Below are 25,852 nucleotides of genomic sequence, written 5' to 3'. Positions count from 1 at the left end.
CCGCCCGCCCCGCGGCTGGCGCGCGGGGCCCCCGGGCGGGCCGCGCCCCGTGTGGTCGGACCGCGGCCACCCCGCCCGCGGGTGGGCCCCGACCACGTGGTCGGGGCCCACCGGCGTCTGCGCGGGGCGCGCGGTTACGGCATGTGGGCGGCGCGGGCCTCGCGCCGGTTGTCCCGGAAGTTGTTCACCCGGCGGGCCGTGGCGAACAGCGGGATCACCGCACCCATGACGAGCTGGAGCGCACAGCCGGTCTGGAGCAGCAGCAGCCCGCCGGGCGCGTCGAACGCCCAGGCCGCGAGCAGCCCCATGCTGAGCACGATCCACGACAGCATCGCCACCGCGAGCCGTCCGCGCGGCTTGGGGTACTCCACCCGGCTCACCATCAGCCACGCGGTGCCCACGATCGCGAGCAGCGTCGCGAAGAAGGGCAGTCCGAGCAGCACGATGGAGACCACGGTCAGCGCCCCGAAGGGGCTGGGCATGCCCTGGAAGACCCCGTCACGCAGGGTGACGCAGGAGAACCGGGCGAGTCTCAGCACCACCGCCAACAGCACCACGATCGCCCCGACTGCGGCCACCTTCTGGTACGCGTCGTCGGCGACCATGCCGTAGACGAGCACGAAGTAGGCGGGGGCGAGGCCGAAGCTGATGAGGTCGGAGAGGTTGTCGAGCTCCGCTCCCATCGGCGACGACCGCAGCTTGCGGGCCACCAGGCCGTCGAAGAGGTCGAAGACCGCCGCGCACAGCATGAGGATCACCGCGGTGGCGGCGGAGTGCCGGGCCATGCCGGACTCGTCGCTGCCGGTGAGGTGCGGGATCAGGATGCCGGTGGTGGTGAAGTACACCGCCATGAAGCCGCAGGTGGCGTTGCCGAGGGTGAGGGTGTCCGCTATCGACAGCCGGAGCGACAGCGGCATGTCCTCCGCTTCGTCCTCGGTTCCCTCGCGCCCCTCGGCGGCCTTGGCCTCGGGCGCCCAGCCGGGCTGGGCTCCGGGCGATGTTTCGGGATCAATCACGGTCAATGCGAGTCACCCCCGCGGTCGTCTTCTGCCCGACCTCGACATCCACGTCCACGCCTTCCGGCAGGTAGATGTCGACGCGCGAGCCGAAGCGGATGAGGCCGATCCGATCACCCTGCTCGACCTTGGTGCCCTGCGGCACGTACGGCACGATGCGACGCGCGACGGCTCCGGCGATCTGCACCATCTCGATGTCGCCCAGCTCGGTGTCGAAGTGCCAGACGACGCGCTCGTTGTTCTCGCTCTCCTTGTTGAACGCGGGAACGAATCCACCCGGGACGTGCTCCACGGACGTCACGGTGCCGGAGAGGGGAGCACGGTTGACGTGGACGTTGAGCGGGCTCATGAAGATCGCGACCCGGGTCCGTCCGTCCTTCCACGGCATGATGCTCTGCACCACTCCGTCGGCGGGGGAGATGACCCGGCCCTGGGCGATCTCGCGCTCGGGGTCGCGGAAGAACCACAGCATGCCGGCCGCGAGTGCGGTCGCGGGCACGGCGATGGCGGCGGCCTTCGAGGAACGACGCGACCGGGCCAGGCTGAGGGCGGCGGTGGCGACCGTCGGCAGGAGCCACGGCGACGCTCCGCGAGCGAGGCGGACCCGGCCGCGAGGTGCAGAGATTTGGCTGTCGGGCATGGATGACCTTCGTAGCGGATGGTGCCGCGCTGGACGGGGGACGGCGGCTGTTCCGCGATCGTATCGGTTGCGGGCCGCAACTGGGCAAGCCAGGAAGCTGAGTCGAAGCCCGAACAGGGTGGACAGGATGTGACGTTCTTCTCGAAGAAACCACCCTTATCGGGGCAACCAGCCCGATGGTCGTCCAGGGAGTCGGTGTCCTTCGAGCGCTCCGAGCCCGAGGGGCACCGTCTGGATCCGGGCGGTTCCTTCGCCGATCAGCAGCATCGGTGGCCCCGTGGTGGAGGCGTTCGATCTCGTACCCCGTGGAGGAGCCGTAACCGCATGGTTCCGGACGGTGTCCCCGCGACCTCCGCGACCTTGCTCGGAGGTGAGGCGCCCGCCGTCCCGGCCCCGAGGCCGTTTCGTCGTCCGGAGTCCTTTTTGCGCGCTGCGATCACCATCATCGCACGCGCCGTCCCGACCGTGGTAACCATCTCGGCCAGCCCGGACCGGGCGGCCCGGCCCCCGCCGTTGACGCTCCGCAGGCCGTCCGTCGCCATGGGTGAGAAGCGCCAGTTCCCGCACCCGCCCCGGGGTCGGTGGCCGTGCGCGGGCCCGTCCCCCGCCCTGCTTCCCGCTGTTCCCATCATCCGATGGAAGCCCCGGCGAAGGACACCCCCCGGTCCGTGATTGGCCGGAATGCGCGGGCCGTGCGGGGCCGGGGGGCTCCGCCCTCCTACCGCTCCCCGGGAGCTTCGAAGGCCGAGGTCCGGGACAGTCCGGCGGCGCGGCCCTTGCCCGCGATCACCAGCGCCATCTTCCGGGACGCCTCGTCGATCATCTCGTCGCCGAGCATCGCCGAACCCTTGCGCCCGCCCGCCTCCGACGTGTGGTGCGCATAGGCGTCCAGGATCAACTCGGCGTGGTCGTAGTCCTCCTGGGAGGGGGAGAACACCTCGTTCGCCGCCTCCACCTGCCCCGGGTGCAGCACCCACTTGCCGTCGAAGCCCAACGCGGCGGACCGCCCCGCCACCTCGCGGAAGCCGTCCGTGTTGCGGATCTGGAGGTAGGGGCCGTCGATCGCCTGGAGGTCGTGGGCGCGGGCCGCCATCAACAGCCGCATCAGGATGTAGTGGTACGCGTCCGCCGGGTACCCGGGCGGCTGTTCGCCGACCACCAGCGTCTTCATGTTGAGGGAGGCCATGAAGTCCGCCGGGCCGAAGACGATGGTCTCCAGCCGCGGCGAAGCGCCCGCGATCGCATCCACGTTCACCAGGCCCCTGGCGTTCTCGATCTGCGCCTCGATGCCGATGCGGCCCACCTCGAAGCCCATCGCCTTCTCGATCTGGGTCAGCAACAGGTCCAGCGCCACCACCTGCTGGGCGTCCTGCACCTTGGGGAGCATCAGGCAGTCGAGGTTCTGGCCCGCGCCCTCGACCACCGTCACCACGTCGCGGTACGTCCACTCCGTCGTCCAGTCGTTGACCCGGACCACCCGGGTCTTGCCGCCCCAGTCGCCCTCGTTGAGGAAGGTCACGACGGTGTGCCGGGCCCCGGGCTTGGCGAGGGGTGCGCAGGCGTCCTCCAGGTCCAGGAACACCTGGTCGGCCGGGAGCTGCTGCGCCTTCTCCAGGAACCGGGGGTTCGACCCGGGGACCGCGAGGCAGGAGCGGCGCGGACGGAGTCGGTTGACGGGGGCGGTCATGCGGGGACCTCCTGGGTCGGGGCGGTTCGCCGAGCGGGTCCGGTCGACGATACGGCTGTCGATCTCGATGGTGCCGAAGCCCCCCGGCGGCCCGGCGACCGCCCCGCCCGAACGGACTTTCGCGGAGGTACGGGACGGAAGCGGTTCACGGGACGGGGGCGTTCGACGATTCTGCTGTTTCTCCCCGGTGGGTCCCGCATGATGGGGCCGTTCATCGACCGTCCTGGGGAGAAACATGCGCACCCGGATCACCACGGCCGTCGTCGGCGCCGTAGCCCTGCTGACGCTCACCGCCTGTAGCGCCGAGCCCGACGCGCCGGCCGCGGCCGAGCCCGCCGCCCAGGAAGGGGCTCAGAAGGCGACGGAGGAACGGCTGGCCGCCGCGCGCGAGGCGGCGGGGGTGCCGGACGAACCCACCGGCGCGGCGCGGACCGAACTGATCGCCGCCATCGCCGAGGTGGCGCCCGAGGCCGCCGAGCACGAGCAGAAGGCCGTGATCGCCGCCCAGAACCAGTGCGCGGCGATGCACGCGAAGGCGCCCAAGGTGGACTGGCTCGCGGCCCAGCGCTTCAGCTACGAGGGCGTGAAGACCACCGAGGCGCAGGGCAAGAAGCTCAACGCGGCCCTGGAGCGCGGTTTCTGCGCGTCCTGACCCGGGGGCGCGCGGAGGGGGCTCAGCCCTCCGCGCGCAACGCGCCCTCGATGGTCCGCATGACCTCGTCCAAGGGTGCGTCCGTCCGGGCCACGGCGACCAGCACCTGCCCCCCGCCGGCCGTTTCCGCGGCGGACACGGAGGCGGTCCGCCCCGAGCCGATGCCGGTGCCGAACGTCCGGCGGACGATCGCGAAGGCGTGGTCGAGCTGGGTCTCCACGTCGCCCTCGCCGCCGGCCCGCAGCCATCGCCGCAGGACGTGGTTGTGGGCCGTCACCACCGCGGAGGCCGCCACCTCCGCGAGCAACGGATCGTCATTGCCGTCGTGGTGCGCCTGCTCGTCGAAGTGCGCCAGCAGATAGCGGGTGAACAGCCGTTCGTAACGGGCCACGGAGGCGATCTCCCGCTCCCGCAGCGTCGGCACCTCCCGGGTGAGCCGGTAGCGCTCCACCGACACCGCGGGCGAGGCGGCGTACATCTTCATGACTTCCTTGATCCCGCGGCACACCGTGTCCAACGGGGGCTCGTGCGGCGGGGCCGCGTTGAGCACCGCCTCGGCCCGGACCAGGGTGTCGTCGTGGTCGGGGAAGATCGCCTCCTCCTTGGACCGGAAGTGGCGGAAGAACGTCCTGCGCGCGACCCCCGTGGCGGCGGCGATCTCGTCGACCGTGGTGGCCTCGTACCCCTTCGTCGCGAACAGCTCCATGGCCGCCGCGGCCAGTTCCCGGCGCATCTTCAGACGCTGGGCGGCGGCGCGGCTCCCGGCCGAGCTCCCGGGTGCCTCGGACGCGGGGGGACGGGGCGGACGGCGGGCGGAATCCGCGGACTGGGACATGCCATGAACGTACTCCATCCGATCGTTCCGGCGTGCACGTCCCCGCTCCGGGACGACGGCGCACGCCCCCCCGCCCCCGCCCGGCCGGACCACCGTCGCCCCGGGTGTCCCCGGGGTGACGTTCCGCAGCGGTAGGGTCGGATCGTGGACGAGGAGCGGCGCGTGCTCATGGAGCGACTGCGCGAGGAGTCCGGCGGTGGCGCCTCCTACCGGCGGCTGGCCGCGACGAATGACCCCGAGGTGCTGGCGGAGGCGCTGGTGACGCCCGGGCAGCCGCTGTGGGCAAGGGAGTTGGCCGCCCTGCGGCTCGGCGCCACGGGGGACCGGCGCGCCTTCGAACCCCTGGTGCTCCTCCTCAACCACCGCGATCCCCGGCGGTGCGCCGGCGCCGCCGCGGCGCTGGCCCGGCTGGCCGACCCGCGGACCGCCCGCGCCGCGGCGGCGCTCGCCACCAATGAACTCAGGGTCGGGTACGCACTGCACCCGGTGCGCCTGCTCACCGCCCTGCGCGCGCCCGAATCGGTGCCCGCGCTGATCACCGTGCTGGAACGCCGGCTGGCCCCGCGGGACCCGCACCGAGCGGTGGCCCTGGCGTGCATCGAGGGGCTGGGGGAGTTGGGAGACGCCCGCGCCCGCCCGGTGCTCCGGGAGGCCGGCACCCGCGCGGCCCTGGCGCCGAGCGCCGAGCGGGCGCTGGCCCGGTTGGGCTGAGCCCGCCCGGACCGCTCAGCGCCCGAAGCCCAACGCCCCGTGCAGGGCCGCGCCCCGGCCCGTCGCGGCACCGGGCCCGGGACGCGGTACGGGTGCGGGCCCGGGGGCGCAGACGGCGTCCGCACCCGGGGCCCGCCCCCGCGGCACCCGACCGGTGTCCAGGTAGGCGGCGAGGTGACGGTCGAGGCAGTCGTTGCCGCTCAGGGTCACCCCGTGGTTCCCGCCGCCCTCCTCCACCACCAGGCGGGAGCCCCCGAGCGCCCGGCGCAGGGCGAGCGCGCCGGCGAAGGGAGTGGCGCCGTCCCCGGTCGCCTGGAACAGCAGCACCGGCGGCAGCTCGTCGGTGCCGACGCGCGGGCGGACCAACGGGGGGACCGGCCAGTGTGCGCAGGGCGCGTTGTACCAGGCGTTGTTCCAGGTGGAGAACGGTGCCGTGGGGTGCAGCCGGCGCTGGTCGGCGCGCCAGTCGTCCCAGTCGCGGGGCCACCAGGAGTCCCGGCACTGCACGGCGGTGTACACGCTGTAGCCGTTGTCCCCGGCCGCGTCCTGGGCGCCGAACCGCTCGTAGGCGGCGACCAGCGGGCCGGTGTCGCCGCGGTGGGCGTAGGCGGCGAACGCCTCGGCCAGGTGGGGCCAGTAGCCGTCGAAGTAGCCGCCGGGCAGGAAGGTGTCCTCCACCTCCGCACCGCCCAGCTCGCCGTGCGCCGGCGCGCGGGTGAGCGCCTCGCGCATCGCGTACCACGCCCGCGCCACCCGTTCGGGATCGGTGCCGAGCCGGTAGACGGCGTCGTGCCGGGCCACCCAGGCCAGGAACGCCCGGTGGCGGGCGTTGAGCGCGGTGTTCTGCCGGAGGTTCGCCCGGTACCAGACCTGCTCGGGGTGGACGACCGAGTCCAGCGCCATCCGCTGCACCCGGTGCGGGTAGCGGGTGCCGTAGACCGCGCCGAGGTAGGTGCCGTAGGAGTAGCCCAGGTAGCTGATCCGCGGAGCGCCCAGTGCGGTGCGGATCGCCTCCAGGTCCCGCACCGTGCTGACGGTGTCGAGGTGGGGGAGGACGTCCCCGTGCTTCTCGCCGCAGGCCCGGGCGAAGGCCCGGGCCCGTTCGACGTTGGCCCGTTCGTCGGCGGCGGTGCCGGGCACGCTGGGCGGGCGCACCGGGTCGAAGTGGCCCGGCAGGCAGTCGAGGGCGGGCTCGCTCCGGCCCACGCCCCGCGGGTCGAAGCCGATGACGTCGTACCGGGCCGCCACCTCCTTGGGGAGGCCGTCCGCCACCACCCCGGCGAGGGACAGTCCGCTGCCGCCGGGGCCGCCGGGGTTGACCAGGAGGGGCCCCCGGTGGGTGCGTGCGGTGTGCGGGACCCGGGACAGGGCCAGGGTGATGTGCCGGCCGTCCGGGCGGTCGTGGTCCAGCGGGACGTCGAGGGAGGCGCACTGGAGGGCGGGGTGGCGTGCGGTGCCGCAGTCCGACCACTCCAGGGCGGTGGGTGCCGGTGCGGGGGCGGCGCCGGCCTGCGGGGGGAGGGCGAGGGCGGGGAGCAGTGCCGCGGCCAGGCCGCAGAGCGCGGCGGTGCGTTTCTTCACGGGGCCTTCCGGGGCGGAGGGTACGGGGCCGTGGACCCACGGACCCCCCGCGCATGCTTCCGGACCGCGCTGGTGGATCGGCCCCGGTCGCCCGGGTGTTGCCGCTCGTTGCCCCGAACGGGTGAGGGGCGGCCCGCGGCCCGGGTCACAGCAGGGTCAGTTGGGTGGCTCCGGGCGGTTCGGCGGTGGGGGAACGGTCCGTGTTCCGCGCCGTGCGCCGGTGGTCGGTGCGCGGGCCGATCCCGTACTCCGCGGCGAGTTCGTGGACCTGTCGGGTGATCCGGCGCTGGTACCAGGTCGGCGCGTACGCCCCGTGGGCGTACAGCCGCTCGTAGCGCGGCACCAGCCGCGGGTGGGTGCGGGCCAGCCAGGCCGTGAACCACTCCCGGGCGCCCGGGCGCAGGTGCAGCACCAGCGGGGTGACCGAGCCGGCTCCCGAGGCGGCGACGGCGCGGACGGTCTCCCGCAGCTGTTCGGGGGAGTCGCTGAGGAAGGGCACCACCGGGGCCATCAGCACCCCGCACCGGATGCCGTGCTCACGGAGGGCGGCGATCGCGTCGAGGCGGCGCCGCGGATCCGGCGTGCCCGGTTCGATCGTGCGCCACAGCGTCGGGTCCGTGAAGCCCACGGAGAAGGAGACGCCGACCTCGGTGACCTCGGCGGCCTGACGCAGCAGGTCGAGGTCCCGCAGGATCAGGGTGCCCTTGGTCAGCACCGAGAACGGGTTGGCGCGGTCGCGCAGCGCCGCGAGGATGCCCGGCATGAGCCGGTACCGTCCCTCGGCCCGCTGGTAGCAGTCGACGTTGGTGCCCATGGCGACGTGCTCCCCCGACCAGCGGGGTGAGGCCAGTTCGCGGCGCAGCACCTCGGGCGCGTTGACCTTGACCACGATCTGGGTGTCGAAGTCGACCCCGGAGTCCAGGTCGAGGTAGCCGTGCGACTTGCGGGCGAAGCAGTACACGCAGGCGTGGGTGCAGCCGCGGTACGGGTTCACGGTCCATTCGAACGGCATCCGGGACGCCCCGGGCACCCGGTTCAGCAGGGAGCGCGCCCGGACCTCGTGGAAGGTGATCCCGCGGAACTCGGGGGTGTCGAAGGTGCGGGTGGTCACCGCGTTCGCGTCGAACAGTCCCGGGGTGCCGCCCGCGCGGGGTGCGGTGTCGTCGGTCAGGTTCTCCCAGCGCATGGCGCCTCCTCGTCAGCTCACCCGTACAGACTAGAACAGATGTTCGTTTTTGTGTCGAACGGGGATGCGGGCGGCCATCCGAGGGCGGTCGACGGGCCGGTCCGCCGCCCCGGGCGACCCGAACCACGACCCCGATTTGGGGGCGTGACCGCCGGGGTGGTTGGCTTTCCGTGGACCTTTGGGAAAACGAGCCTTGGAGGAAGTGCAATGGCGCAGGTCGAGGCCACCACGGAGCGGATCATCGCGGCGAACCCCGACGACGTCTTCGACGCACTTGCTGACTACAGCGACGTGCGCGCGAAGCTGCTGCCGGAGCAGTTCAGCGAGTACGAGGTCCGCGAGGGCGGCGACGGCGAGGGCACCCTCGTCCACTGGCGGCTCCAGGCCACCAGCAAGCGGGTGCGGGACTGCCTGTTGGAGGTCACCGAGCCCAAGGACGGGGAACTGGTCGAGAAGGACCGCAACTCCTCCATGGTCACCACCTGGATCGTGACCCCGGCGGGGGAGGGCCGGGCCCGGGTCGTCGTCACCTCCCGCTGGCAGGGCGCCACCGGCATCGGCGGCTTCTTCGAGCGGACCTTCGCCCCCAAGGGCCTCGGGCGGATCTACGACGCCCTCCTCGCCCGGCTCGCCGTCGAGATGGAGAAGTAGCGCTCCCTCCCCCCGGGCGGCGCGGGCCGCCCGGGGGGCGTGCGGGGGGGGTGGAAGGCGGCGCGGAGCGGCGCGAGTTCCGGCGTTGTCGCACACCGCGACGCGCGCCGGACGTACCGTGGTCACCGGACCAGACTGGTGGCACGCCCCGGAAGGAGCCTCGGCCATGGAGCACGGCACGGGACCCGTACGCCCCGAGGGCGCCGGCGGCCCGGCCGGCCGGGTCCCGCTCGCGGTGGTCGTCGTGGACGGCGCGGGCCTGGTCACCCACTGGAGCACGGGCGCCCGGCGGCTCTTCGGGCCCGCCCGGGACACCGCCGTGGGGTGCCCCGTCACGGATCTGCTGCCCGTCGCCGGGACGCTCCCCGACACCCCGGAGGAGGCGCCGGACGAGGACGACGGCCCCGACCTGGCCCGGACCCTGGGCGAGGGCACCGGGTACGCCGTCGCGGGGCGCGCCCGGCTCCCCGCAGCCGCGTCCGGGGCGCACACGGCGCGCGGCGGGCGGGTGCCGCACCCCCGGTACGCGGCGGCCGACGACCCGACCGGCCGCCGCATCGAGGTCCTGTGGTGGGCCTATCCGCTGGTCGGACCGGCAGCGGCGCGACTGCTCGTCCTCGCCACCGAGATCGACCGGAGCGGCGTGGCCGAGGAGGTCGACGTCCCGGACGGTACGCGAAGCGTGGCGCCCCGCTTCGCCCGGCACACCGAGTTCCCCGACGCCGAGGACCTTGCCCGGCGACTGCCCGAGATCCTGCCCAGCATGAGCGTCGCCGAGAGCGCCGCCATCGCCGAACAGGTCCTCGAACTCGGCTATCCGGTGATGGAGTTCAGCCAGTACGACCGCGTCCCCGTCACCCCGGACTGGGGAGTGACCCGTCGTGCCGAGCGCCGGGAGCGCCGGGCCCGCGCCGCCGCCGCACCACCCGCCCCGGACGGTAGCGCGACCCCGGACGAGGAGGCGGTCGACCTGGAGTACGCGGCCGTGCGGGAGCGCCTGGAGTTCCTCAACGAGGTGAGCGGCCGGATCGGGTCCTCGCTCGACCTGGCGCGGACCATCCTGGAGGTGAGCCGTGCGGTGGTGCCCCGGTTCACCGACGTCGCCGGCACCTACCTGCGGGAACAGGTGGTGGCGGGCGAGGGCTTCCCCCAGGGGCCGCCCGACGCGCGCACCCTGTGGCACCGGGTCGCCGTGGAGCACACCGACGAACCCGGCCGCTGGGACGACGTGGTGCCGGTGGGCGAGTCGATGCCCTTTCCGGTGCACACCCCGTTCTTCCAGTGCATGACCACCGGAGATCCCGTCCTCGTCCCGCGGATCAGCGAGGAGATGGGCAACGCCATCGCCGCGCAGTTCGAGAAGCGCGACATCCGCCCCCTCATCACCCACCGCTCGATGCTGGTCGTTCCGCTCAAGGCCCGCAACGTCGTGCTCGGCTTCATGATCCTGCTGCGCCACCGGGAGCGGCCGGTCTTCAACGACATGGACCGGGTCACTGGCGCCGAACTCGCCGCCCGCGCCGGGCTCGTCCTGGACAACGCCCGGATGTACACCCACCAGGAGAACGTGGCGGAGACCCTCCAGGACAGCATGCTGCCGCACATCGCGCCCCGGATGCCGGGCTGCGACCTCGCGACCCGCTACCTCCCGGGCACCCTGCTCGGGCGGATCGGCGGCGACTGGTTCGACGCGGTGAAGCTGCCGGGCTCCCGCACCGCCCTGGTCGTCGGCGACGTGATGGGGCACGGCCTGAACTCCGCCGCGATGATGGGCCAGTTGAGGACCTCCGTCCAGACGATGGCCGCCCTCGACCTGCCGCCCGCGCAACTGCTGCGCCATCTGGACGACCTCGCCCAGCGACTGGGCGAGCACTACCTCGCCACCTGTCTGTACGCGGTGTACGACCCGGTGCGGGGCCGGCTGGAGATCGCCAACGCGGGCCACATCCCGCCCGTGGTGGTCCGGGCCGGGGACGGGCGCAGCGAGCTCCTCGACCTGCCGACCGGCGCCCCGATCGGGGTCGGCGGAGTGCCCTTCGAGACGGTGCGGGTGCCGGTGTCCCCCGGCGACCGCTTGGTGATGTGCACCGACGGGCTGGTGGAGGCCCGCGACGAGGACATCGGGGTGGGCCTGGCCACGCTCTGCGAGTCGGCGGCCCACCCCGCGGCCTCGATGGACGCCGCCTGCGACACCATCATCCGGGCGTTGGCCCGCCGGGGCGGCCGCAAGGACGACGTGGCGCTGCTGATGGCCCGGCTGAACGGCATCGACGCCGGGGACGTGGCCCACCACCGGCTGCCCGCCGACCCGGCGCGGGTCCGCGGGGCCCGGGCCTTCGTGGCCGACCGGCTCACGGACTGGGGGTTGGCCCCGCTCGTCGACACCGCCCGACTGCTGGTCGGCGAGCTGGTCGCCAACGCGGTGCGGCACGCCGGCGGCGGCGAGGTGGCGGTGCGCCTGGTCCGGGGCGCGGACGGCGTGCTGTGCGAGGTCACGGACGGGGACCACCACCTGCCGACGCTGCTCAGTGCGGGCTCCCGGGACGAGGCCGGACGCGGACTGCGGGTGGTCAGCGCACTCGCCCGGCAGTGGGGCAGCGGGCGGACCGCCACCGGCAAGACCGTGTGGTGCGAACTCCCGTTGCCGCACGTCCGGGCCCGGCCCGGGCGGCGACCCTTGCCGATGCCTCCTGCTGGGTAGACCGTTCGTACCGACGTTCGGGAGCGGCTCGAACGCGCCGGCGGACGGGGCACCGCATGGACGAGGGACGGGCGCATGAAACGGCCTGGCAGGGGTTCTGGAGCGAGGCGCCCGGCGAGGCGGGCGGAGTGTTCTGGGACGCCGACCCCGCCACCACCGTGGCCGTCCACCTGACCCTGTTCGAATCCCACTTCATCGGCGGGCTGCCGCTGGTGGACATCGGCTGCGGCAACGGCACCCAGACCCGCTACCTCGCCCGGCGCTTCCCCCGGGTCGTCGGCACCGACCTGGCGCCCGCGGCGGTGGCGCACGCCCGACGCGCCGACCCCGCCGGCACCGTCGACTTCCGCACCGCCGACATGGCGGACCCCGCCACGGCCGGGCAACTGCACGACGAACTCGGCGACGCCCACGTGTACATGCGCGGGGTCCTGCACCAGTGCCCGCCCGAGGAGCGCCAACCGCTCGTGGACGGGATCGCCACCCTGCTGGGCGCCCGCGGCCGCGGCTTCCTGGTGGAGCCCGCCGAAGCCGCCGGCGCCCTGCTGCGCGGCCTCGCCGCCGCCCCGACCGGCCCGCCGGCCAAGCTCGCCCCGGTCCTCGCCCACGGGATCGCGCCCGGCGAGGTGCCGGACGCCTCGGTGCCCGTGCACGTGCGCGCCGCCGGGCTCGGCATCCTCGCCCGCGGCGACCTCCCCCTCACCACCACCGAGACCACCGAGGCCGGCCCGATCGTGCTCCCCTCCCGCTGGCTGCTGGTCACGGCCCGGGAGCGCTGAACCACCGGCCGGTGCCCCGGCGCGCGGGAGGGTCCGGACCGGTGAACCCGCTCCGGGGTTCCTGGCTCCGCCCCCGGGCGGCGCGTACCGTGACCGGAGGAAGAGGGGAGCCCCGGTGTGAAGATCCTCATCAGCGCCGACATGGAGGGCGCGACCGGAGTCACCTGGCCGGCCGACGTGCTGCCCGGCACCCCGCAGTGGGAACGCTGCCGCACCCTGTTCACCTCCGACGTCAACGCGGCCGTCCAGGGCTTCTTCACCGGGGGCGCCGACACCGTCCTGGTCAACGAAGCCCACTGGACCATGCGCAACCTGCTGCTGGAACGTCTCGACGACCGGGTCGAACTGCTCACCGGCCGCCACAAGTCGCTCTCCATGGTCGAGGGCGTGCAGCACGGCGACATCGACGGCATCGCCTTCCTCGGCTACCACACCGGGGCCGGGATGGAGGGCGTCCTTGCCCACACCTACCTCGCCAACTCCCTCACCGGCGTCTGGCTCAACGGCGAACGCGCCAGCGAGGGCCTGCTCAACGCCCGGGTGGTCGCCGAATTCGGAGTGCCCGTCATCCTCGTCACCGGCGACGACCTGACTTGTGAGGACGCCCTCGGCTACGCACCCGGCGCGCTCAAGGTGGCCGTCAAGGACCACGTCTCGCGGTACGCCGCGGTCTGCCGCACCCCCACCCGCACCGCCGCCGCGATCCGCTCGGCGGCCACCGAGGCGGTGGCCCTGGCACGACGCCACGCCCCGGCCGGGGACGGGCCGTTCACGGTGGAGATGGAGTTCGACGCGGAGCACCTCGGCCACGCGGCCACCGTCGTCCCGGGCGTGCGCCGCAGCGGGGAGCGCCGGGCGGTCTACACCAGCGACACCATGTACGAGGGCATTCGGACGTTCAAGGCGGTCACCACGATCGTCTCGGCAGCGGTGGAGGAGAGCTATGGCTGAGCTGAGCCCCGGCCACCCCGGCGCCGACGGGGCCGCCGCCGCGTCCGGGGAGGCCACCGGGGTCGACGAGCGGGCCCTCGACGAGGTCGTGCGCTTCACCTCCGACCTCATCCGCATCGACACCACCAACCGGGGCGACGGCACCTGCCGGGAGCGCCCCGCGGCCGAGTACGCGGCGGCCCGGTTGGCCGGGGCAGGGCTGGAACCCGTCCTCCTGGAGCGGGTCCCGGGCCGCACCAACGTCGTCGCCCGCTACCCCGGCACCGACCCCACCGCCCCCGCCCTGCTGCTCCACGGCCATCTGGACGTGGTCCCCGCCGAGCCCGCCCGGTGGTCCGTGCCGCCGTTCTCCGGGGAGGTCCGCGACGGGGTGGTCTGGGGCCGGGGCGCCGTCGACATGAAGGACATGGACGCGATGGTCCTCGCGATGGTGCGCTTCTGGGCCCGCGCCGGGGTGCGCCCCCGCCGTGACGTGGTGATCGCGTTCACCGCCGACGAGGAGGCCAGCGCCGCGGACGGGGCCGCCTTCCTCGCCGACCGGCACGCCGCGCTCTTCGAGGGCTGCACCGAGGGCGTCAGCGAGTGCGGCGCCTACACCTTCCACGACGGGCGGGGCACCCAGATCTACCCGATCGCCGCCGGCGAACGCGGCACCGCCTGGGTGCGGCTGACCGCCCGCGGCCGGGCCGGTCACGGCTCGAAGATCAACCACGCCAATGCGGTCACCCGGCTCGCCGCCGCCGTCACCCGCATCGGCGCCCACGCCTGGCCCGTCCGGCTCACCCCGACCGTGCGCGCCTCGCTCGCCGCCCTCGGCTCCCTGTACGGGCTCGACGCCGACCCGCACGCACCCGACTTCGACGTCGACGCCCACCTCGCCGCCCTCGGCCCGGCCGCCGCACTGGCCGCCCCGGTCGTCCGCAACAGCACCACCCCGACCGTGCTCAAGGCCGGCTACAAGGTCAACGTCATCCCCGGCGAGGCCACCGCCCTGATCGACGGCCGCTGTCTGCCGGGCACCGAGGAGGAGTTCCGCGCCACCCTCGACGAACTCACCGGACCCGACGTCGAATGGGAGTTCCTCCACCACGAGATCCCCCTCCAGTCCCCCGTGGACACCCCCACCTACGCCCGGATGCGGGCCGCGCTGGAGGAGTTCGCGCCCACCGCCCGCGTCGTCCCGTTCATGATGTCCGGCGGCACCGACGCCAAGCACTTCTCCCGCCTCGGGATCACCGGCTACGGCTTCACCCCGCTCCGGCTGCCCGAGGGGTACGACTACGGGGCGATGTTCCACGGCGTGGACGAACGGGTCCCGGTGGACGCCCTGCACTTCGGGGTCCGGGTGCTCGACCGCTTCCTGCGCACCGCGTGACGCCCCCGCCCCCGGCCCCGCCGGCCCGTGCCGCCCGGCTGCGCCCCGGCGACCGGGTCGCCGTCGTCGCCCCCAGCGGTCCGGTACCGGCCGACCAGCTCACCGCCGGCCTCACGGTGCTGCGCGGCTGGGGCCTCGACGCCTTCGCCACCCCTCACGTCCTCGACGGGCACCCGCACCTGGGCCACCTCGCGGCCTCCGACGCCGCCCGGGCGGCCGACCTCCAACGCGCCTGGTGCGACCCCTCCGTCGCCGCGGTGGTGTGCGCCCGCGGCGGCTACGGCGCCGCCCGCATCGTCGACCTCCTCGACTGGGCAGCGGTGCGCGCCGCCGGCCCCAAGGCCTTCGTCGGATTCAGCGACGTCACCGCCCTGCACGAGGCCCTCGCCGTCCGGGCCGGGTTCGCCACCCTGCACGCACCGATGCCGGCCACCGCCGACTTCCTCGCCGCCACCGGGGCCGGGGACCGCGCCCGCGAGCACCTGCGGACCACCCTGTTCGCCCCGCAGGAGGTGTGCACCCCCGCCACGGGGCGCGCGCTGTTCCCCGGTCGGGCCGAGGGCACCACCCTCGGCGGCTGCCTCTCGGTGCTCGCCGCCGACCTCGGCTCCCCCCACGCCCGCCCCGGGGCCCGCGGCGGGCTGCTGTGCCTGGAGGACGTGGGGGAGGAGCCCTACCGGCTGGACCGCTACCTGACCCAACTGCTGCGCGCCGGCTGGCTGGACGGGGTCGCCGGAGTCCTGCTCGGCTCCTGGCGCGACTGCGGCCCCGCGGAGGCCGTCCGTGCCGTGTTCGCCGACCGGCTCGGCCCGCTGCGGGTGCCGGTGCTGGAGGAGTGCGGCTTCGGCCACGCCCCGGGGGCCCCCACCCTGCCGCTCGGCGCGCCGGCGGTCCTCGACGCCGACGCGGGCACCCTGACCCTCGGCGCCCCCGCCCTGGGCTGACCGTCCGCGTCCACCCGCTCGCCCGGTGTCGCCGGCCCTCCGGTTCGCCGTGCGGAGCGGCCGGTGGCTGCCCATGCTGGTGGGGAGGCCCGGACACGGCGAAGGGTGGGCACCATGAGCTCCAGAACGACCACGACCAAGTCCCGGAGCACGGTCGGCGAACTGGCCACGCCCGGCCGGATCGTCGTCATCGTGCTCGCGATCCTGGCCCTGATCTTCATCTTCGAGAACACCCAGGACACCAAGATCAGGCTGCTGATCCCCGAGGTCACCATGCCGCTCTGGCTGGCCCTGCTGGCCATGTGGATCATCGGGGCGCTCTGCGGGGCGTACTTCCTGCGCCGCCGCGGCCGCCGCTGACCGCTGCCGGCGTCGGCGCCCGCCGGGGGCCTACCCGGCGTCCAGACCCCCGCCCGCCCCCCGGTCCGCGTACTCGAACACCGAACCGTCCGGGTGCAGCGCGATCAGGTTGCGTCCGGCGGGGGTGTCCACGGGCCCCGCCAGGACCTTCGCCCCGGATGCGCCGAGCACCGCTGCCGTCTCGTGCACGTCCCGCACGGCGATGGTCGCGGCCACCCGGCGCAACACGTCCAGCTCCTCGGCCGGACCGCTCATCAACAGGAAGCAGCCGACCGCGGCCACCGACACCCCGCCGCGTTCGAAGCGTTGTGCCGGACGGCCGGTCAACCGCTCGTAGAACGACACCGAGGACGTCAGGTCGGTGACGCAGATGCGCAGTGTGGTTCCCAGGATCTCCATGCGGGCGAGCCTAGTTGGCCACCGCGCGGCAGGTGATCGGTTCCTCCGAAGGGCGTTTCGGCCGGCCCCGGGCAGTACCCCGATCGGTTGGTCCTCGCCCGGGCCCCGCGCGCCGCCGGCGCGAAGATGTCGTCCCGGGCCTGCCGCGGGGAAGGGTGGCACCATGACCGATCCGCGATACCTGTACGCCGTGTGCCGTCCTTGGAGCGCACCGCTCCAAGCCGAACTGCGGGGCGTCGCCGGGGCGCCGGCCCGGGAGGTGCGGCACGGCTCCCTCGTCGCGGTCGTCAGTGCCGTGCCCGCCCGGGCCTTCGCCGGCGAGTCGCTCCGTGCCCACCTGGCCGACCCGCAGTGGTACGCGGGCATCGTCCGCGCCCACGAGGCGGTGCTCTCCGCGCTCGCGACGGTCACCACCCCGCTGCCGGTGCGCCCCGGGGCGGTGTTCCCGGACGACAGCGCCGTCCGGGTGCTGCTGGCCGCGGACGGTGACCGGCTGGCCCGCACCCTGGACCGGCTCGCGGGGCGGGTCGAGTGGACGGTGACGGTGACCGGGGAACCCGGTGCGGCGGACGACGGGCCGCCCCCCGGCGGCGCACCGGAGGGTGCGGTGCGGGAGGTGCACGAGCGGTTGACCGCGCTGGCCGACGAGTGGCGCCTCGATCCGCCGGACCGGCACGGCGCGCCGCCCCCGTCGCAGGGCCCGGTGTTGCTGCGCGCCGCCTATCTGGTGCCCCGCACCCTCAGCGAGGAGTTCGTGGAGACAGTCGACCGGTACGGTGCGGGGCGCCCCGCACCGACCGCCTCGCTGTCGGGACCGTGGGCGCCCCGTTCCTTCACGCCCGCTCCGTACGGCGGCGACTGACCCGCCGGACGGTGGGGGGTGGTCACGCCCGGCAGAGCAGTTCGCCGTGCAGCACGGCGAACCAGCCGTCGGGCGCCGCGCTCCACTGCCGCCACGCCTCGGCCACCCGCTGGAGTCCGGCCCGGTCGGCGTGGCCGCCGGCCAGGGCCTGGTCGGCGTAGGAGGAGGCCACCGTGCGGTCCGCCCAGAGCCCGCCCCACCAGGCCCGTTCCTCCTCGGTGGCGAAGCACCAGGTGTCGGCCGTCGCGGTGACCTCGGTGAATCCGGCCGCCAACGCCCAGGACCTGAGCCGCCGTCCGGCGTCCGGTTCGCCGCCGCCGGCCCGGGCCACCCGCTCGTACAGGTCCAGCCAGTCGTCCAGGCCGGGCACCCGCGGGTGCCAGACCATGGCGGCGTAGTCGGCGTCCCGCACGGCCACCAGACCGCCCGGTCGGGTCACCCGTCGCATCTCGGCCAGGGCCCGGACGGGGTCGCCGACGTGCTGGAGCACCTGGTGGGCGTGGACGACGTCGAAGGAGTCGTCCGGAAAGTCGAGGTCCTGGACGTCGGCGACGGCGAAGTCCGTGTTGGTCAGGCCGCGTTCGGCGGCCGTGGCCCGGGCCCGGGCCACGATCCCGGGGGCCCGGTCCACCCCCGTGACGTGTCCCTCCGGTACCAGGGCGGCCAGGTCGGCGGTGATGGTCCCGGGGCCGCAGCCGACGTCCAGGACCGTCAGGCCCGGGGTCAGCGAACCGATGAGGTAGCCGGCGGAGTTGGCGGCGGTGCGCCAGGTGTGCGAACGCAGCACGGACTCGTGGTGGCCGTGCGTGTAGACGGCGGTGTCCTTCGACATCGTGTTCCCCTGTCCCGGTGTCCCCTGGCCCGGACGGCGGTCCCGGCCCTCCCGCGTCGACCACGGCCCGGGCCCGCCCGACGCGGGTCGCGGCGCGGCTCGGGACGGTCCGGACCGCCGCTCCACGGCACCCCGGACCGTCCCTCCGACCGTACGCCCCCGATCGCATCTTGAGACAGGACGTCTTGAATGATGAGACGTCGGGTCACAGGGTGAGCGGTCGGTACACCGTCAGCGCCTCGTGCAGCTTGTCGACCCGCAGCACCGGACCGCACGGCCCGATCTCCCCGTCGAACGCCAGCCGGGTCCCCGGGGCGATCCCCTCCACCCGCACCCGCAGCCGGCGCACCGCCGCGTGGAACGGCGACCGGGACAGCGGCCCCGCCAGGGCCGCCCCGAGCAGGCGCACGCCCGGCCAGCGCCCGCCGTGCACCGCCCGCACGTCCAGCAACCCGTCCGCCAGGTCCACCCGCCGCCCCGCGGTCAGCCCCATCCGGCCGTAGGTGCAGTTCCCCGCGAACAACAGCCACAGCGCCCGTCGACGGCCGTCCACCACCGCCCGCAGCGGCCGGCTCCGCCGGCGCACGTGCACGGCCGCCACCACGTCCGCCAGCCGCCCGCCGATCCGCCCCGACCACCGCTCCCGCTCGTGCACCAACTCCGGGTACACCCCCAGGCTGAACGTGTTGAGGAAGATCCCCGAGGTCCCCTCCGGTCCCGAGCGGAAGCGCCCCACGTCCACCGCCACCGCCTGCCCGCGCTCCACCGCCCGCACCAGGTCCTGCGGGTCCTCGACCCCCAGGTCGTAGGTGAAGTGGTTGAGCGTGCCGCCCGGCAGCACCGCCAGCGGCAGACCGTGCCGCAGCGCGGTGGCCGCCGCCGTGTTCACCGTGCCGTCCCCGCCGCACGCCCCCAGCGCCACCGCGCGCTGTGCCGCCGCCTCCAACTCCCGCGCCAGATCGGGGCCCGTGGTCTCCACGACCTCCATCAACGGCAGCGCCTCGCGCAAGGCCCGCACCCGGTCCGGAGTGCCCGCGCCGGCGTTGACGACCATCACCAGCCCCCGCCCGCCGGGCAGCGCGGGCGTGTCCACCAGCGGGCGCCCCGGCGAGGGCAACTGGTCGCGGGTCGGCACCAGGCCCCGCACCGCGAAGGCCGCCCCCACCCCGAGGGCTGCCCCCGCCAGCACGTCCGCCGGGTAGTGCACCCCCGTGTAGACCCGGGAGAAGGCCACCGAGAAGGCGATCGGCGCCACCACCGCACCCCACCCGCGGGACTCCAGGGCCACCCCCGCCGCGAACGCGGCCGCCGAGGCCGCGTGCCCCGAGGGGAACGAGGTCGTGATCGGCTGCCGCTTCAGCCGCCGCACCACCGGCACGGCGTCCAGCACCGGCCGGGCCCGGCGCACCGAACGCTTGCCCAGGGTGTTGATCGTCGCCGAGGCCACCGCCAGCGAGGCCATCCCCCGCACCGCGCCCCGGCGGGCCCGCCGCGAGCGGGTCAGCACCAGGCCCGCCGCGACCGCACCCCACAGCAACCCGTGGTTGGCGCTGCGGCTCAGCCGGGGCAGCACCCGGTCGCCGTACGGCCAGTGGTGGTCGGCGACCGACTCGAACAACCGGGTGTCCACCGTCGCCAGCCGGTCCTTGAACGAGGGCGGCACCGGGGGCTCGCCCGTCGCCCTCCGCAGCCGCTCGTACGCCGCGCGACCGGCGCGGCGCACCCCCAGCGGGACCGGGCGGAACCCGAACCCTTCGTGATCAACCTGGTCAGGACGCATGGGGCTCGTCTACCCGCTCGGGCCCGATCGATCCCGGGCGAGTGACGAAATGCATTTGGTCCCCCGCCGCCGACACCGGAGAATGCGACCCCATGGGACACCTCGAAGCCGCGCACCTCGCCTACGACCTCCCGGACGGCAGACCGCTGCTCGGCGACGTCTCGTTCCGGGTCGGCGAGGGGGCGGCCGTGGCACTGGTCGGACCCAACGGGGCCGGCAAGACCACGCTGCTGAGGTTGATCTCCGGCGAGCTGAAACCGCACGGCGGCACCGTCACGGTGAGCGGCGGCCTCGGGGTGATGCGCCAGTTCATCGGCTCCGTACGCGACGAGACCACCGTCCGTGACCTGCTGGTGTTGGTCGCCGAGCCCCGCATCCGGGCCGCCGCCCGAGCGGTGGACCGCGCGGAGCACGCGATCATGACCGTCGACGACGAGGCCGCCCAGCTCCAGTACGCCCAGGCCCTCGCCGACTGGGCCGAGGTGCGCGGCTACGAGGCCGAGACGCTCTGGGACGTGTGCACGGTGGCGGCGCTCGGCGTCCCCTACGAACGCGCCCAGTGGCGCGAGGTGCGCACCCTCAGCGGCGGCGAACAGAAGCGACTGGTCCTGGAGGCCCTGCTGCGCGGCACCGACGAGGTGCTGCTGCTGGACGAGCCCGACAACTACCTCGACGTGCCCGGCAAGCGCTGGCTGGAGGAGCAACTGCGGGAGACCCGCAAGACGGTCCTGTTCGTCTCCCACGACCGGGAACTGCTCGCCCGCGCCGCCGACCGCATCGTCAGCGTGGAGCCCGGCCCCGCCGGGGCCGACGCCTGGGTGCACGGCGCCGGCTTCGCCACCTTCCACGAGGCCCGCAAGGAGCGCTTCGCCCGGTTCGAGGAACTGCGGCGCCGCTGGGACGAGAAGCACGCCCAGCTGAAGAAGCTGGTGCTCAACCTGCGCCAGGCCGCCGAGATCAGCCACGAGCTGGCCTCCCGCTACAAGGCGGCCCAGACCCGGCTGCGCAAGTTCGAGGAGGCCGGGCCGCCGCCCGAGCCGCCCCGTGAGCAGGACATCCGGATGCGGCTGCGCGGCGGCCGCACCGGAGTGCGCGCGATCACCTGCGAGGGCCTGGAGCTGAGCGGGCTGATGAAGCCGTTCGACCTGGAGGTCTTCTACGGCGAGCGGGTCGCCGTCCTCGGCTCCAACGGCTCCGGCAAGTCGCACTTCCTGCGGCTGCTGGCCGGCGGGGAGGTCGCCCACCAGGGCCTGTGGAAACTGGGGGCCCGGGTGGTCCCGGGACACTTCGCCCAGACCCACGCCCACCCCGAGCTGGCCGGACGCACCCTGTTGGACATCCTGTGGCGCGAGCACGCCCGGGACCGGGGGGCGGCCTCGTCCCTGCTGCGCCGCTACGAGCTGACCGCCCAGGCCGAACAGTCCTTCGACCGGCTCTCGGGCGGGCAGCAGGCCCGCTTCCAGATCCTGCTGCTGGAGCTGGCCGGGGCCACCGCGCTGCTCCTCGACGAGCCCACCGACAACCTCGACCTGGAGTCGGCGGACGCCCTCCAGGAGGGCTTGGAGGCCTTCGACGGCACGGTGCTCGCGGTCACCCACGACCGCTGGTTCGCGCGCGGCTTCGACCGGTTCCTGGTGTTCGGCAGCGACGGGCGGGTCCGTGAGACCCCGGAACCCGTCTGGGACGAACGCCGGGTCACCCGCGCCCGCTGACCCGAGCACGCCCGCCCCGCCCGACAGGCGGGGCGGGCGTCCAGCGGGGAGAGTGGGAGGAGGACGCACACGATCCGAGCGGGGTGGTGCACCATGACCGGAGTCGAACCCGCGCGGCTGGACGACCAGCAGCTCATGCGGGAACTGGAGACCATCCACCGCACCCGCCACGACACCCTGCTGCACGGCTCCAACGACGCGCTGCGGATGCACAACGCCAGGATGGCCGAACTGGAGGGCGAGTACCTGCGCCGCCACCCGCGCCGACCGGTGGCCTCCGGCCGGACCCGGGAGGGGGCACGCGAACGCACCCCCCTGGCCGGCCCCGGCTGACCCCGCGCGCCCCTACCGCCTCACAACCCCGTCCCGGCCCCCGGCCGGACCGGCGCCCTCCGGCTCCGTGCCGCAGAACTCGGCGTTCAAGGGGGCCTCCAGCCCCTTCGAGGTCCAGTCGCTGTTGAGGTTGTAGGCCAGGGAGTGCTTCCCGTCCTCGGTGGCCATCGCCACGGTGACCGACCCCATCCAGCCGCCGGTGTGGCCCCAGACCGTGCCGCAGGCCGTCCGCATCTTCTCCAGGCCCAGCCCGTACCCGGTCCCCGGGTCCGACTCGTCCGGCACCAGCGTCTTCATCGCCTCCAGCTGCCGGGCGGGCAACAGCTCACCGCCGAGCAGCGCCCCGAGGAACCGGTTCAGGTCCCCGGCACTGGAGATCATGTCGCCCTCCGCCCACGACTGGCTGCCGTTCTGGAGGGTCACGTCGTAGACCTTCGTCGCGTTCGGGTCCGGCGACAGGACCGAGTACGAGCGGCTGCTGGGCTGCGGCAGCCCCAGGGTGTTGCCCGGCATCACGGTGCCGCGCAGCTTCAGGGGCTTGATGATCCGCTCCCGCACCTCCCGCTCGTAGGAACGGCCGCCCGCCTTCTCCATGACCAGTGCGGCCAGCACGTAGTTGGTGTTCGAGTAGCTCTGGCGGGCACCGGGCGGGCCGGTGGGCGCGTGCCGCATCGCCACCGCCACGGCCACCTCGGGGGCGCGGTCCAGGAAGCGGTTCTTGAGGTAGTTCGGCGCGAACATGTAGTCCCGCATGTAGTCCTCGTCGCTGAGGTAGTCGAACACCCCGCTGGTGTGGTTGAGGAGCTGACGGACGGTGATGTTCCGTCCGTCGTGCCCGTTGCCGCGCACCAGCCCCGGGAGCCACCGCTCCACCGTGTCGTCGAGATCCAGCTTGCCCTCGGCCTCCTGCTGGAGCAGCACCGTCGCCACGAACGTCTTGGTGATGCTGGCGATCCGGAACCGGTCGTTCTTGCCGCGGGGGGCTCCCGTCCGCACGTCGCCGACGCCGGCGGCGCCCTTCCACACCCCGTGCCCCTTCCGTGCCTGGCCGGTGACGCCGTACGCCCCGTTCGCCACCACCCGCTCGAAGGCGCGTTGGGTCGCCCCGCGCTCCGCGGCACCTCCCCCCGCCCCCTGCGCCGCTGCCGGGACCGTGCACACGCTCGCCACGACCGCCGCCGCGATGCCCACCGCAGCCGCCCGCGCCGCACGTCTCGTCGTCATTCCCCGCTCCTTCGGTCCCGGGCCCGTCCCGGTCGTCGAAGATGACTCCGACCGGTGCCACGGGGTTGACTCCTGCGTGGTTCAGGGTCGTTGACCCCGCCCTCGGTCGTCTCGCCGCCCGCCCGCGGACCGCCGCCCCGCACCCCTCGGCCCCCGTCCGGTCGCGGACGCCCCCCAACGACGGAACCCTGAGTACCAGAGCGCCGGGCACCGGCCGGGTGCCCGACCCACGGCGGAGGTGCCCATGCGGTGGACGGACGAGGCGGTCGGCGCCGGCCCGCCCACCGGCCACGGCGCGCTCCGCCACGCCCCGCCCCGGCCCGGCACCGGACGCCCCGAGCCGCCCGGGACCGGCCGGGCCCTGGCCGGGGCCGCGCCCGGCGCCGAACCGCTCGGCGGCGGCCCCGCCCTGCGGGCCGCCGCCTGCGGCTACTGGGCGCGGCGGGGCCTGGCCACCGCCCGGGAACAGGTCGCCGCGGCCCCGGGGGGCGCCCCGCTGCTGCTCGCGCTCGCCGCCGCCCTCGGCGGGGACCTGCTCCTGCCGCGGCCCTGCCCGGCCTGGTGGCTGCCCCAGGCCCCGTTGCTGGGCCGGACCGCGCATCCGGTGGCGACCCCCGCCGAGTGCGGCGGGGTGCCCGACCCGTACGCGCTGTGGGAGACGGTGCGGCGGATCCGGGACGAGGGCGGTGACCCCCGGCTGCTGGTCCTGGCCGTGGTGGACGACCCCACCGGCACCGCGGCCCCGCCCGAACTGCTCCACGAGGCGGTGACGGCCGCCACCGAGGCGGGCCTGCACGTCGTCAGCGACGAGACCTGGCGGGACACCGTCCACCCCGTCCCCGCCGGCCGGGCCCCGGTGCTGGCCGGACCGGCCGGAATGCTGCCCGCGGAGGTGACCGTGCTCACCGACCTGGCCGGAGCGCTGCTGCCCGGCGGCTGGCCGGTGGCCGTGGCCCGGTTCCCGGCCACCGACCGGGGAGCCGTGCTCCACGACGAGGTACTGGACGTCCTCGCCGGCATCGGTGCCGTCCTCGCCGCCCCGGTGGCCGCGGCCGCAGCGCACGCCCTCGCCGAACCCGAGGAGGTGGTCGCCCAGGCCGTCGACGCCGCCCGGGTGCACGGCCGACTGGCCGCCGCCCTGCACGGGGTGCTCCGCACCGCCGGCGCCCTCGCGCTGCCGCCGTGCGGCGGACGGCAGCTGTACGCGGACCTCGGTCCGCTGGGGGAGGCGCTCGCCGCCCGCGGCGTCGGCGACGCCCAGGAGCTGGAGGACCACCTCACCGGGCTGCTGGGCTTCCCGGTCCCCGGCGGCCACCGCTTCGGCGACGACCCCGCCGCGCTCCGGGTCCGCTTGGACACGGCGGCGTTCCTGGGCGCCACCGCCCCCGAGCGGACCGCCTCGCTCACCGCCGCGGACCCGCTGGACGTGCCCGCCGTACGGGACGCGGTGACGATGTTCGCGGCCGTCCTGGACGGCCTCCGCGCCGATGCCCGCCGCGCCGACGCCCAGCGAAGGGAGCGCCCCCGATGACCCGTCACCGCTCCGAGCCCCCGCGCACGGCGACCCCCGGCCCGGGCCGCCCCCCGGCTCCGCCCGGCGCCCACCGGGCCGGTGTCGCCCCGCCGGGCGGGACCACGACGGCGCCGCCCCCGGCCGCCCCCCGGCCCCCGGCCGACGTCCCCGCGTCCACGCCCCGCCGGCTGTGGCCGAAGTCCTTCGCCGATCGGCTCACCTCCCCGCTGCCCGGGCCCGGCGCCCTCGCCCGGCTGGCCCGCGAGGGCGCCCTGCGGCCCCGCCCGGACGGGCTGCGGGACGTCCCCCGACTGCCGTTCGCCCCGGGGCCGCTGCCCCGCGTCGACGCCCGCACCCTCGCCGTCACCTGGGCGGGGCACGCGAGTTGGGTGGTGCGGATCGGCGGACTGACCGTCCTCACCGACCCCGTGTGGTCCCGTCGCATCCTCGGCACCCCCGCCCGGGTCACCCCGGTCGGCGTGGCCTGGGAAGCGCTCCCGCCCGTGGACGCGGTCCTCATCAGCCACAACCACTACGACCACCTGGACGCCCCCACCCTGCGCCGGCTGCCCCGGGACACCCCCGTCCTCGTCCCGGCCGGCCTCGGCCGCTGGTTCCACCGGCGCCGCTTCGAACGGATCACCGAGCTCGACTGGTGGCAGGGCAGCACCCTGGGCGGCGTCCGCTTCGACTTCGTCCCCGCCCACCACTGGTCCAAGCGCACCCTGCTCGACACCTGCCGCAGCCTGTGGGGCGGCTGGGTGCTCACCGACGCCCACGGGCAGCGGCTGTACTTCGCCGGCGACACCGGGTACGGCCACTGGTTCGACCGGATCGGCCGCCGCTACCCGGGCATCGACCTGGCCCTGCTGCCGATCGGCGCCTACGCCCCGCGCTGGTGGCTGAGGGACGTGCACTGCGACCCGGAGGAGGCCGTCCGGGCCGTGCGGGACCTCGGCGCCCGTCGCATGGCCCCCATGCACTGGGGCACCTTCCTGCTCTCCGCCGAACCGGTGCTGGAGCCCCTCCACCGGGTCCGGGCCGCCTGGCGGACCGCCGGACTCGACCGCGCGGACCTGTGGGACCTGCCGGTCGGCGGCTCACGGCTGCTGCCCGCCCCCGCCTGAC

At 74.9% G+C, this 25,852-nt stretch carries 24 protein-coding genes; 14 read left to right on the top strand and 10 right to left on the bottom strand.

Annotation, left to right across the window (positions count from 1 at the left end; translation table 11 throughout):
* Nucleotides 1–134: 134 nt before the first annotated feature.
* The 3 genes from pssA to ABT092_RS21200 form a co-directional block, all read right to left on the bottom strand.
* Nucleotides 135–917 carry a CDP-diacylglycerol--serine O-phosphatidyltransferase gene (gene pssA / locus ABT092_RS21210; RefSeq protein WP_351246100.1) on the bottom strand — a complete coding sequence of 261 codons (783 nt, stop codon included), beginning with the start codon at nucleotides 915–917 and terminating at the stop codon, nucleotides 135–137.
* Between the two features lie 91 nt (nucleotides 918–1,008).
* Nucleotides 1,009–1,656, bottom strand: a complete 648-nt coding sequence (locus ABT092_RS21205) for a phosphatidylserine decarboxylase (protein ID WP_351246094.1) — start codon at nucleotides 1,654–1,656, stop codon at nucleotides 1,009–1,011.
* A 718-nt stretch (nucleotides 1,657–2,374) separates the two neighbouring features.
* Nucleotides 2,375–3,343, bottom strand: coding sequence for an HpcH/HpaI aldolase/citrate lyase family protein (locus tag ABT092_RS21200; protein WP_351246092.1), 969 nt, complete (start codon nucleotides 3,341–3,343; stop codon nucleotides 2,375–2,377).
* A gap of 235 nt (nucleotides 3,344–3,578) precedes the next feature.
* Here ABT092_RS21200 and ABT092_RS21195 point away from each other — a divergent pair, with 235 nt between their 5' ends.
* Nucleotides 3,579–3,995, top strand: coding sequence for a hypothetical protein (locus ABT092_RS21195; protein WP_351246090.1), 417 nt, complete (start codon nucleotides 3,579–3,581; stop codon nucleotides 3,993–3,995).
* Between the two features lie 22 nt (nucleotides 3,996–4,017).
* On the opposite strand, the gene ABT092_RS21190 is transcribed toward ABT092_RS21195, so the two are convergent.
* A complete protein-coding gene (locus ABT092_RS21190; protein WP_351246088.1) occupies nucleotides 4,018–4,830 on the bottom strand; it encodes a TetR family transcriptional regulator in 813 nt (270 codons plus the stop codon).
* Nucleotides 4,831–4,974: 144 nt separating this feature from the next.
* Between ABT092_RS21190 and ABT092_RS21185 the strand changes: the two genes are divergently transcribed.
* Nucleotides 4,975–5,541, top strand: coding sequence for an adenylosuccinate lyase (locus ABT092_RS21185; protein WP_351246086.1), 567 nt, complete (start codon nucleotides 4,975–4,977; stop codon nucleotides 5,539–5,541).
* 15 nt (nucleotides 5,542–5,556) lie between these two features.
* Here the strand turns inward: ABT092_RS21185 and ABT092_RS21180 are convergent, their stop codons facing one another.
* The gene (locus ABT092_RS21180) at nucleotides 5,557–7,122 is read right to left on the bottom strand and encodes an alpha/beta hydrolase (protein ID WP_351246084.1); all 1,566 of its coding nucleotides are present in this window, start codon (nucleotides 7,120–7,122) and stop codon (nucleotides 5,557–5,559) included.
* A 145-nt stretch (nucleotides 7,123–7,267) separates the two neighbouring features.
* On the bottom strand, nucleotides 7,268–8,308 hold the full coding sequence (locus ABT092_RS21175; protein WP_351246082.1) for an Rv2578c family radical SAM protein: 1,041 nt from the start codon (nucleotides 8,306–8,308) through the stop codon (nucleotides 7,268–7,270).
* A gap of 207 nt (nucleotides 8,309–8,515) precedes the next feature.
* On the opposite strand from ABT092_RS21175, the gene ABT092_RS21170 reads away from it, so the two are divergent.
* From ABT092_RS21170 to ABT092_RS21140, 7 genes are all read left to right on the top strand, one after another.
* Nucleotides 8,516–8,959: an SRPBCC family protein gene (locus ABT092_RS21170; RefSeq protein WP_351246080.1), complete on the top strand. Its 444-nt coding sequence runs from the start codon at nucleotides 8,516–8,518 to the stop codon at nucleotides 8,957–8,959.
* Between the two features lie 166 nt (nucleotides 8,960–9,125).
* Entirely contained in the window at nucleotides 9,126–11,660 is a 2,535-nt protein-coding gene (locus tag ABT092_RS21165) for an ATP-binding SpoIIE family protein phosphatase (RefSeq protein ID WP_351246078.1), read from the top strand.
* Between the two features lie 56 nt (nucleotides 11,661–11,716).
* A complete protein-coding gene (locus ABT092_RS21160; RefSeq protein WP_351246076.1) occupies nucleotides 11,717–12,439 on the top strand; it encodes a class I SAM-dependent methyltransferase in 723 nt (240 codons plus the stop codon).
* A gap of 117 nt (nucleotides 12,440–12,556) precedes the next feature.
* On the top strand, nucleotides 12,557–13,390 hold the full coding sequence (locus ABT092_RS21155) for a M55 family metallopeptidase (protein ID WP_351246074.1): 834 nt from the start codon (nucleotides 12,557–12,559) through the stop codon (nucleotides 13,388–13,390).
* Nucleotides 13,383–14,765, top strand: coding sequence for a M20/M25/M40 family metallo-hydrolase (locus tag ABT092_RS21150; protein WP_351246072.1), 1,383 nt, complete (start codon nucleotides 13,383–13,385; stop codon nucleotides 14,763–14,765). The genes ABT092_RS21155 and ABT092_RS21150 overlap by 8 nt, the downstream gene beginning before the upstream one ends.
* On the top strand, nucleotides 14,762–15,709 hold the full coding sequence (locus ABT092_RS21145; RefSeq protein ID WP_351246070.1) for a S66 peptidase family protein: 948 nt from the start codon (nucleotides 14,762–14,764) through the stop codon (nucleotides 15,707–15,709). Before ABT092_RS21150 ends, ABT092_RS21145 begins: the two co-directional genes overlap by 4 nt.
* Before the next feature lie 114 nt (nucleotides 15,710–15,823).
* Entirely contained in the window at nucleotides 15,824–16,069 is a 246-nt protein-coding gene (locus tag ABT092_RS21140) for a LapA family protein (protein ID WP_351246068.1), read from the top strand.
* A gap of 30 nt (nucleotides 16,070–16,099) precedes the next feature.
* Here ABT092_RS21140 and ABT092_RS21135 read toward each other — a convergent pair whose 3' ends face one another.
* Nucleotides 16,100–16,468 carry a VOC family protein gene (locus ABT092_RS21135; protein ID WP_351246066.1) on the bottom strand — a complete coding sequence of 123 codons (369 nt, stop codon included), beginning with the start codon at nucleotides 16,466–16,468 and terminating at the stop codon, nucleotides 16,100–16,102.
* A gap of 163 nt (nucleotides 16,469–16,631) precedes the next feature.
* On the opposite strand from ABT092_RS21135, the gene ABT092_RS21130 reads away from it, so the two are divergent.
* Entirely contained in the window at nucleotides 16,632–17,330 is a 699-nt protein-coding gene (locus tag ABT092_RS21130) for a GvpL/GvpF family gas vesicle protein (protein ID WP_351246064.1), read from the top strand.
* A 22-nt stretch (nucleotides 17,331–17,352) separates the two neighbouring features.
* Here ABT092_RS21130 and ABT092_RS21125 read toward each other — a convergent pair whose 3' ends face one another.
* Both ABT092_RS21125 and ABT092_RS21120 read right to left on the bottom strand, forming a co-directional pair.
* Nucleotides 17,353–18,162 (bottom strand): methyltransferase domain-containing protein, encoded by an 810-nt coding sequence (locus ABT092_RS21125; protein WP_351246062.1) that lies wholly within the window; start codon nucleotides 18,160–18,162, stop codon nucleotides 17,353–17,355.
* Nucleotides 18,163–18,367: 205 nt separating this feature from the next.
* Nucleotides 18,368–19,942: a bifunctional phosphatase PAP2/diacylglycerol kinase family protein gene (locus ABT092_RS21120; RefSeq protein ID WP_351246060.1), complete on the bottom strand. Its 1,575-nt coding sequence runs from the start codon at nucleotides 19,940–19,942 to the stop codon at nucleotides 18,368–18,370.
* A 92-nt stretch (nucleotides 19,943–20,034) separates the two neighbouring features.
* Between ABT092_RS21120 and ABT092_RS21115 the strand changes: the two genes are divergently transcribed.
* Both ABT092_RS21115 and ABT092_RS21110 read left to right on the top strand, forming a co-directional pair.
* A complete protein-coding gene (locus tag ABT092_RS21115; protein ID WP_351246058.1) occupies nucleotides 20,035–21,654 on the top strand; it encodes an ABC-F family ATP-binding cassette domain-containing protein in 1,620 nt (539 codons plus the stop codon).
* Between the two features lie 93 nt (nucleotides 21,655–21,747).
* Nucleotides 21,748–21,987, top strand: a complete 240-nt coding sequence (locus tag ABT092_RS21110; RefSeq protein ID WP_351246056.1) for a DUF6158 family protein — start codon at nucleotides 21,748–21,750, stop codon at nucleotides 21,985–21,987.
* 12 nt (nucleotides 21,988–21,999) lie between these two features.
* Here ABT092_RS21110 and ABT092_RS21105 read toward each other — a convergent pair whose 3' ends face one another.
* The gene (locus ABT092_RS21105) at nucleotides 22,000–23,211 is read right to left on the bottom strand and encodes a serine hydrolase domain-containing protein (protein WP_351246054.1); all 1,212 of its coding nucleotides are present in this window, start codon (nucleotides 23,209–23,211) and stop codon (nucleotides 22,000–22,002) included.
* A 244-nt stretch (nucleotides 23,212–23,455) separates the two neighbouring features.
* Here ABT092_RS21105 and ABT092_RS21100 point away from each other — a divergent pair, with 244 nt between their 5' ends.
* The gene (locus tag ABT092_RS21100; protein ID WP_351246052.1) at nucleotides 23,456–24,742 is read left to right on the top strand and encodes an aminotransferase class I/II-fold pyridoxal phosphate-dependent enzyme; all 1,287 of its coding nucleotides are present in this window, start codon (nucleotides 23,456–23,458) and stop codon (nucleotides 24,740–24,742) included.
* Nucleotides 24,739–25,851 carry an MBL fold metallo-hydrolase gene (locus ABT092_RS21095; protein WP_351246050.1) on the top strand — a complete coding sequence of 371 codons (1,113 nt, stop codon included), beginning with the start codon at nucleotides 24,739–24,741 and terminating at the stop codon, nucleotides 25,849–25,851. Before ABT092_RS21100 ends, ABT092_RS21095 begins: the two co-directional genes overlap by 4 nt.
* Nucleotide 25,852 lies beyond the last annotated feature (1 nt).

The sequence above is a fragment of the Streptomyces sp. NPDC002490 genome (assembly GCF_040296045.1).
In the GTDB taxonomy this organism is placed as follows: Bacteria; Actinomycetota; Actinomycetes; order Streptomycetales; family Streptomycetaceae; genus Streptomyces.
This window is presented reverse-complemented; position numbering and strand designations above follow the sequence as displayed.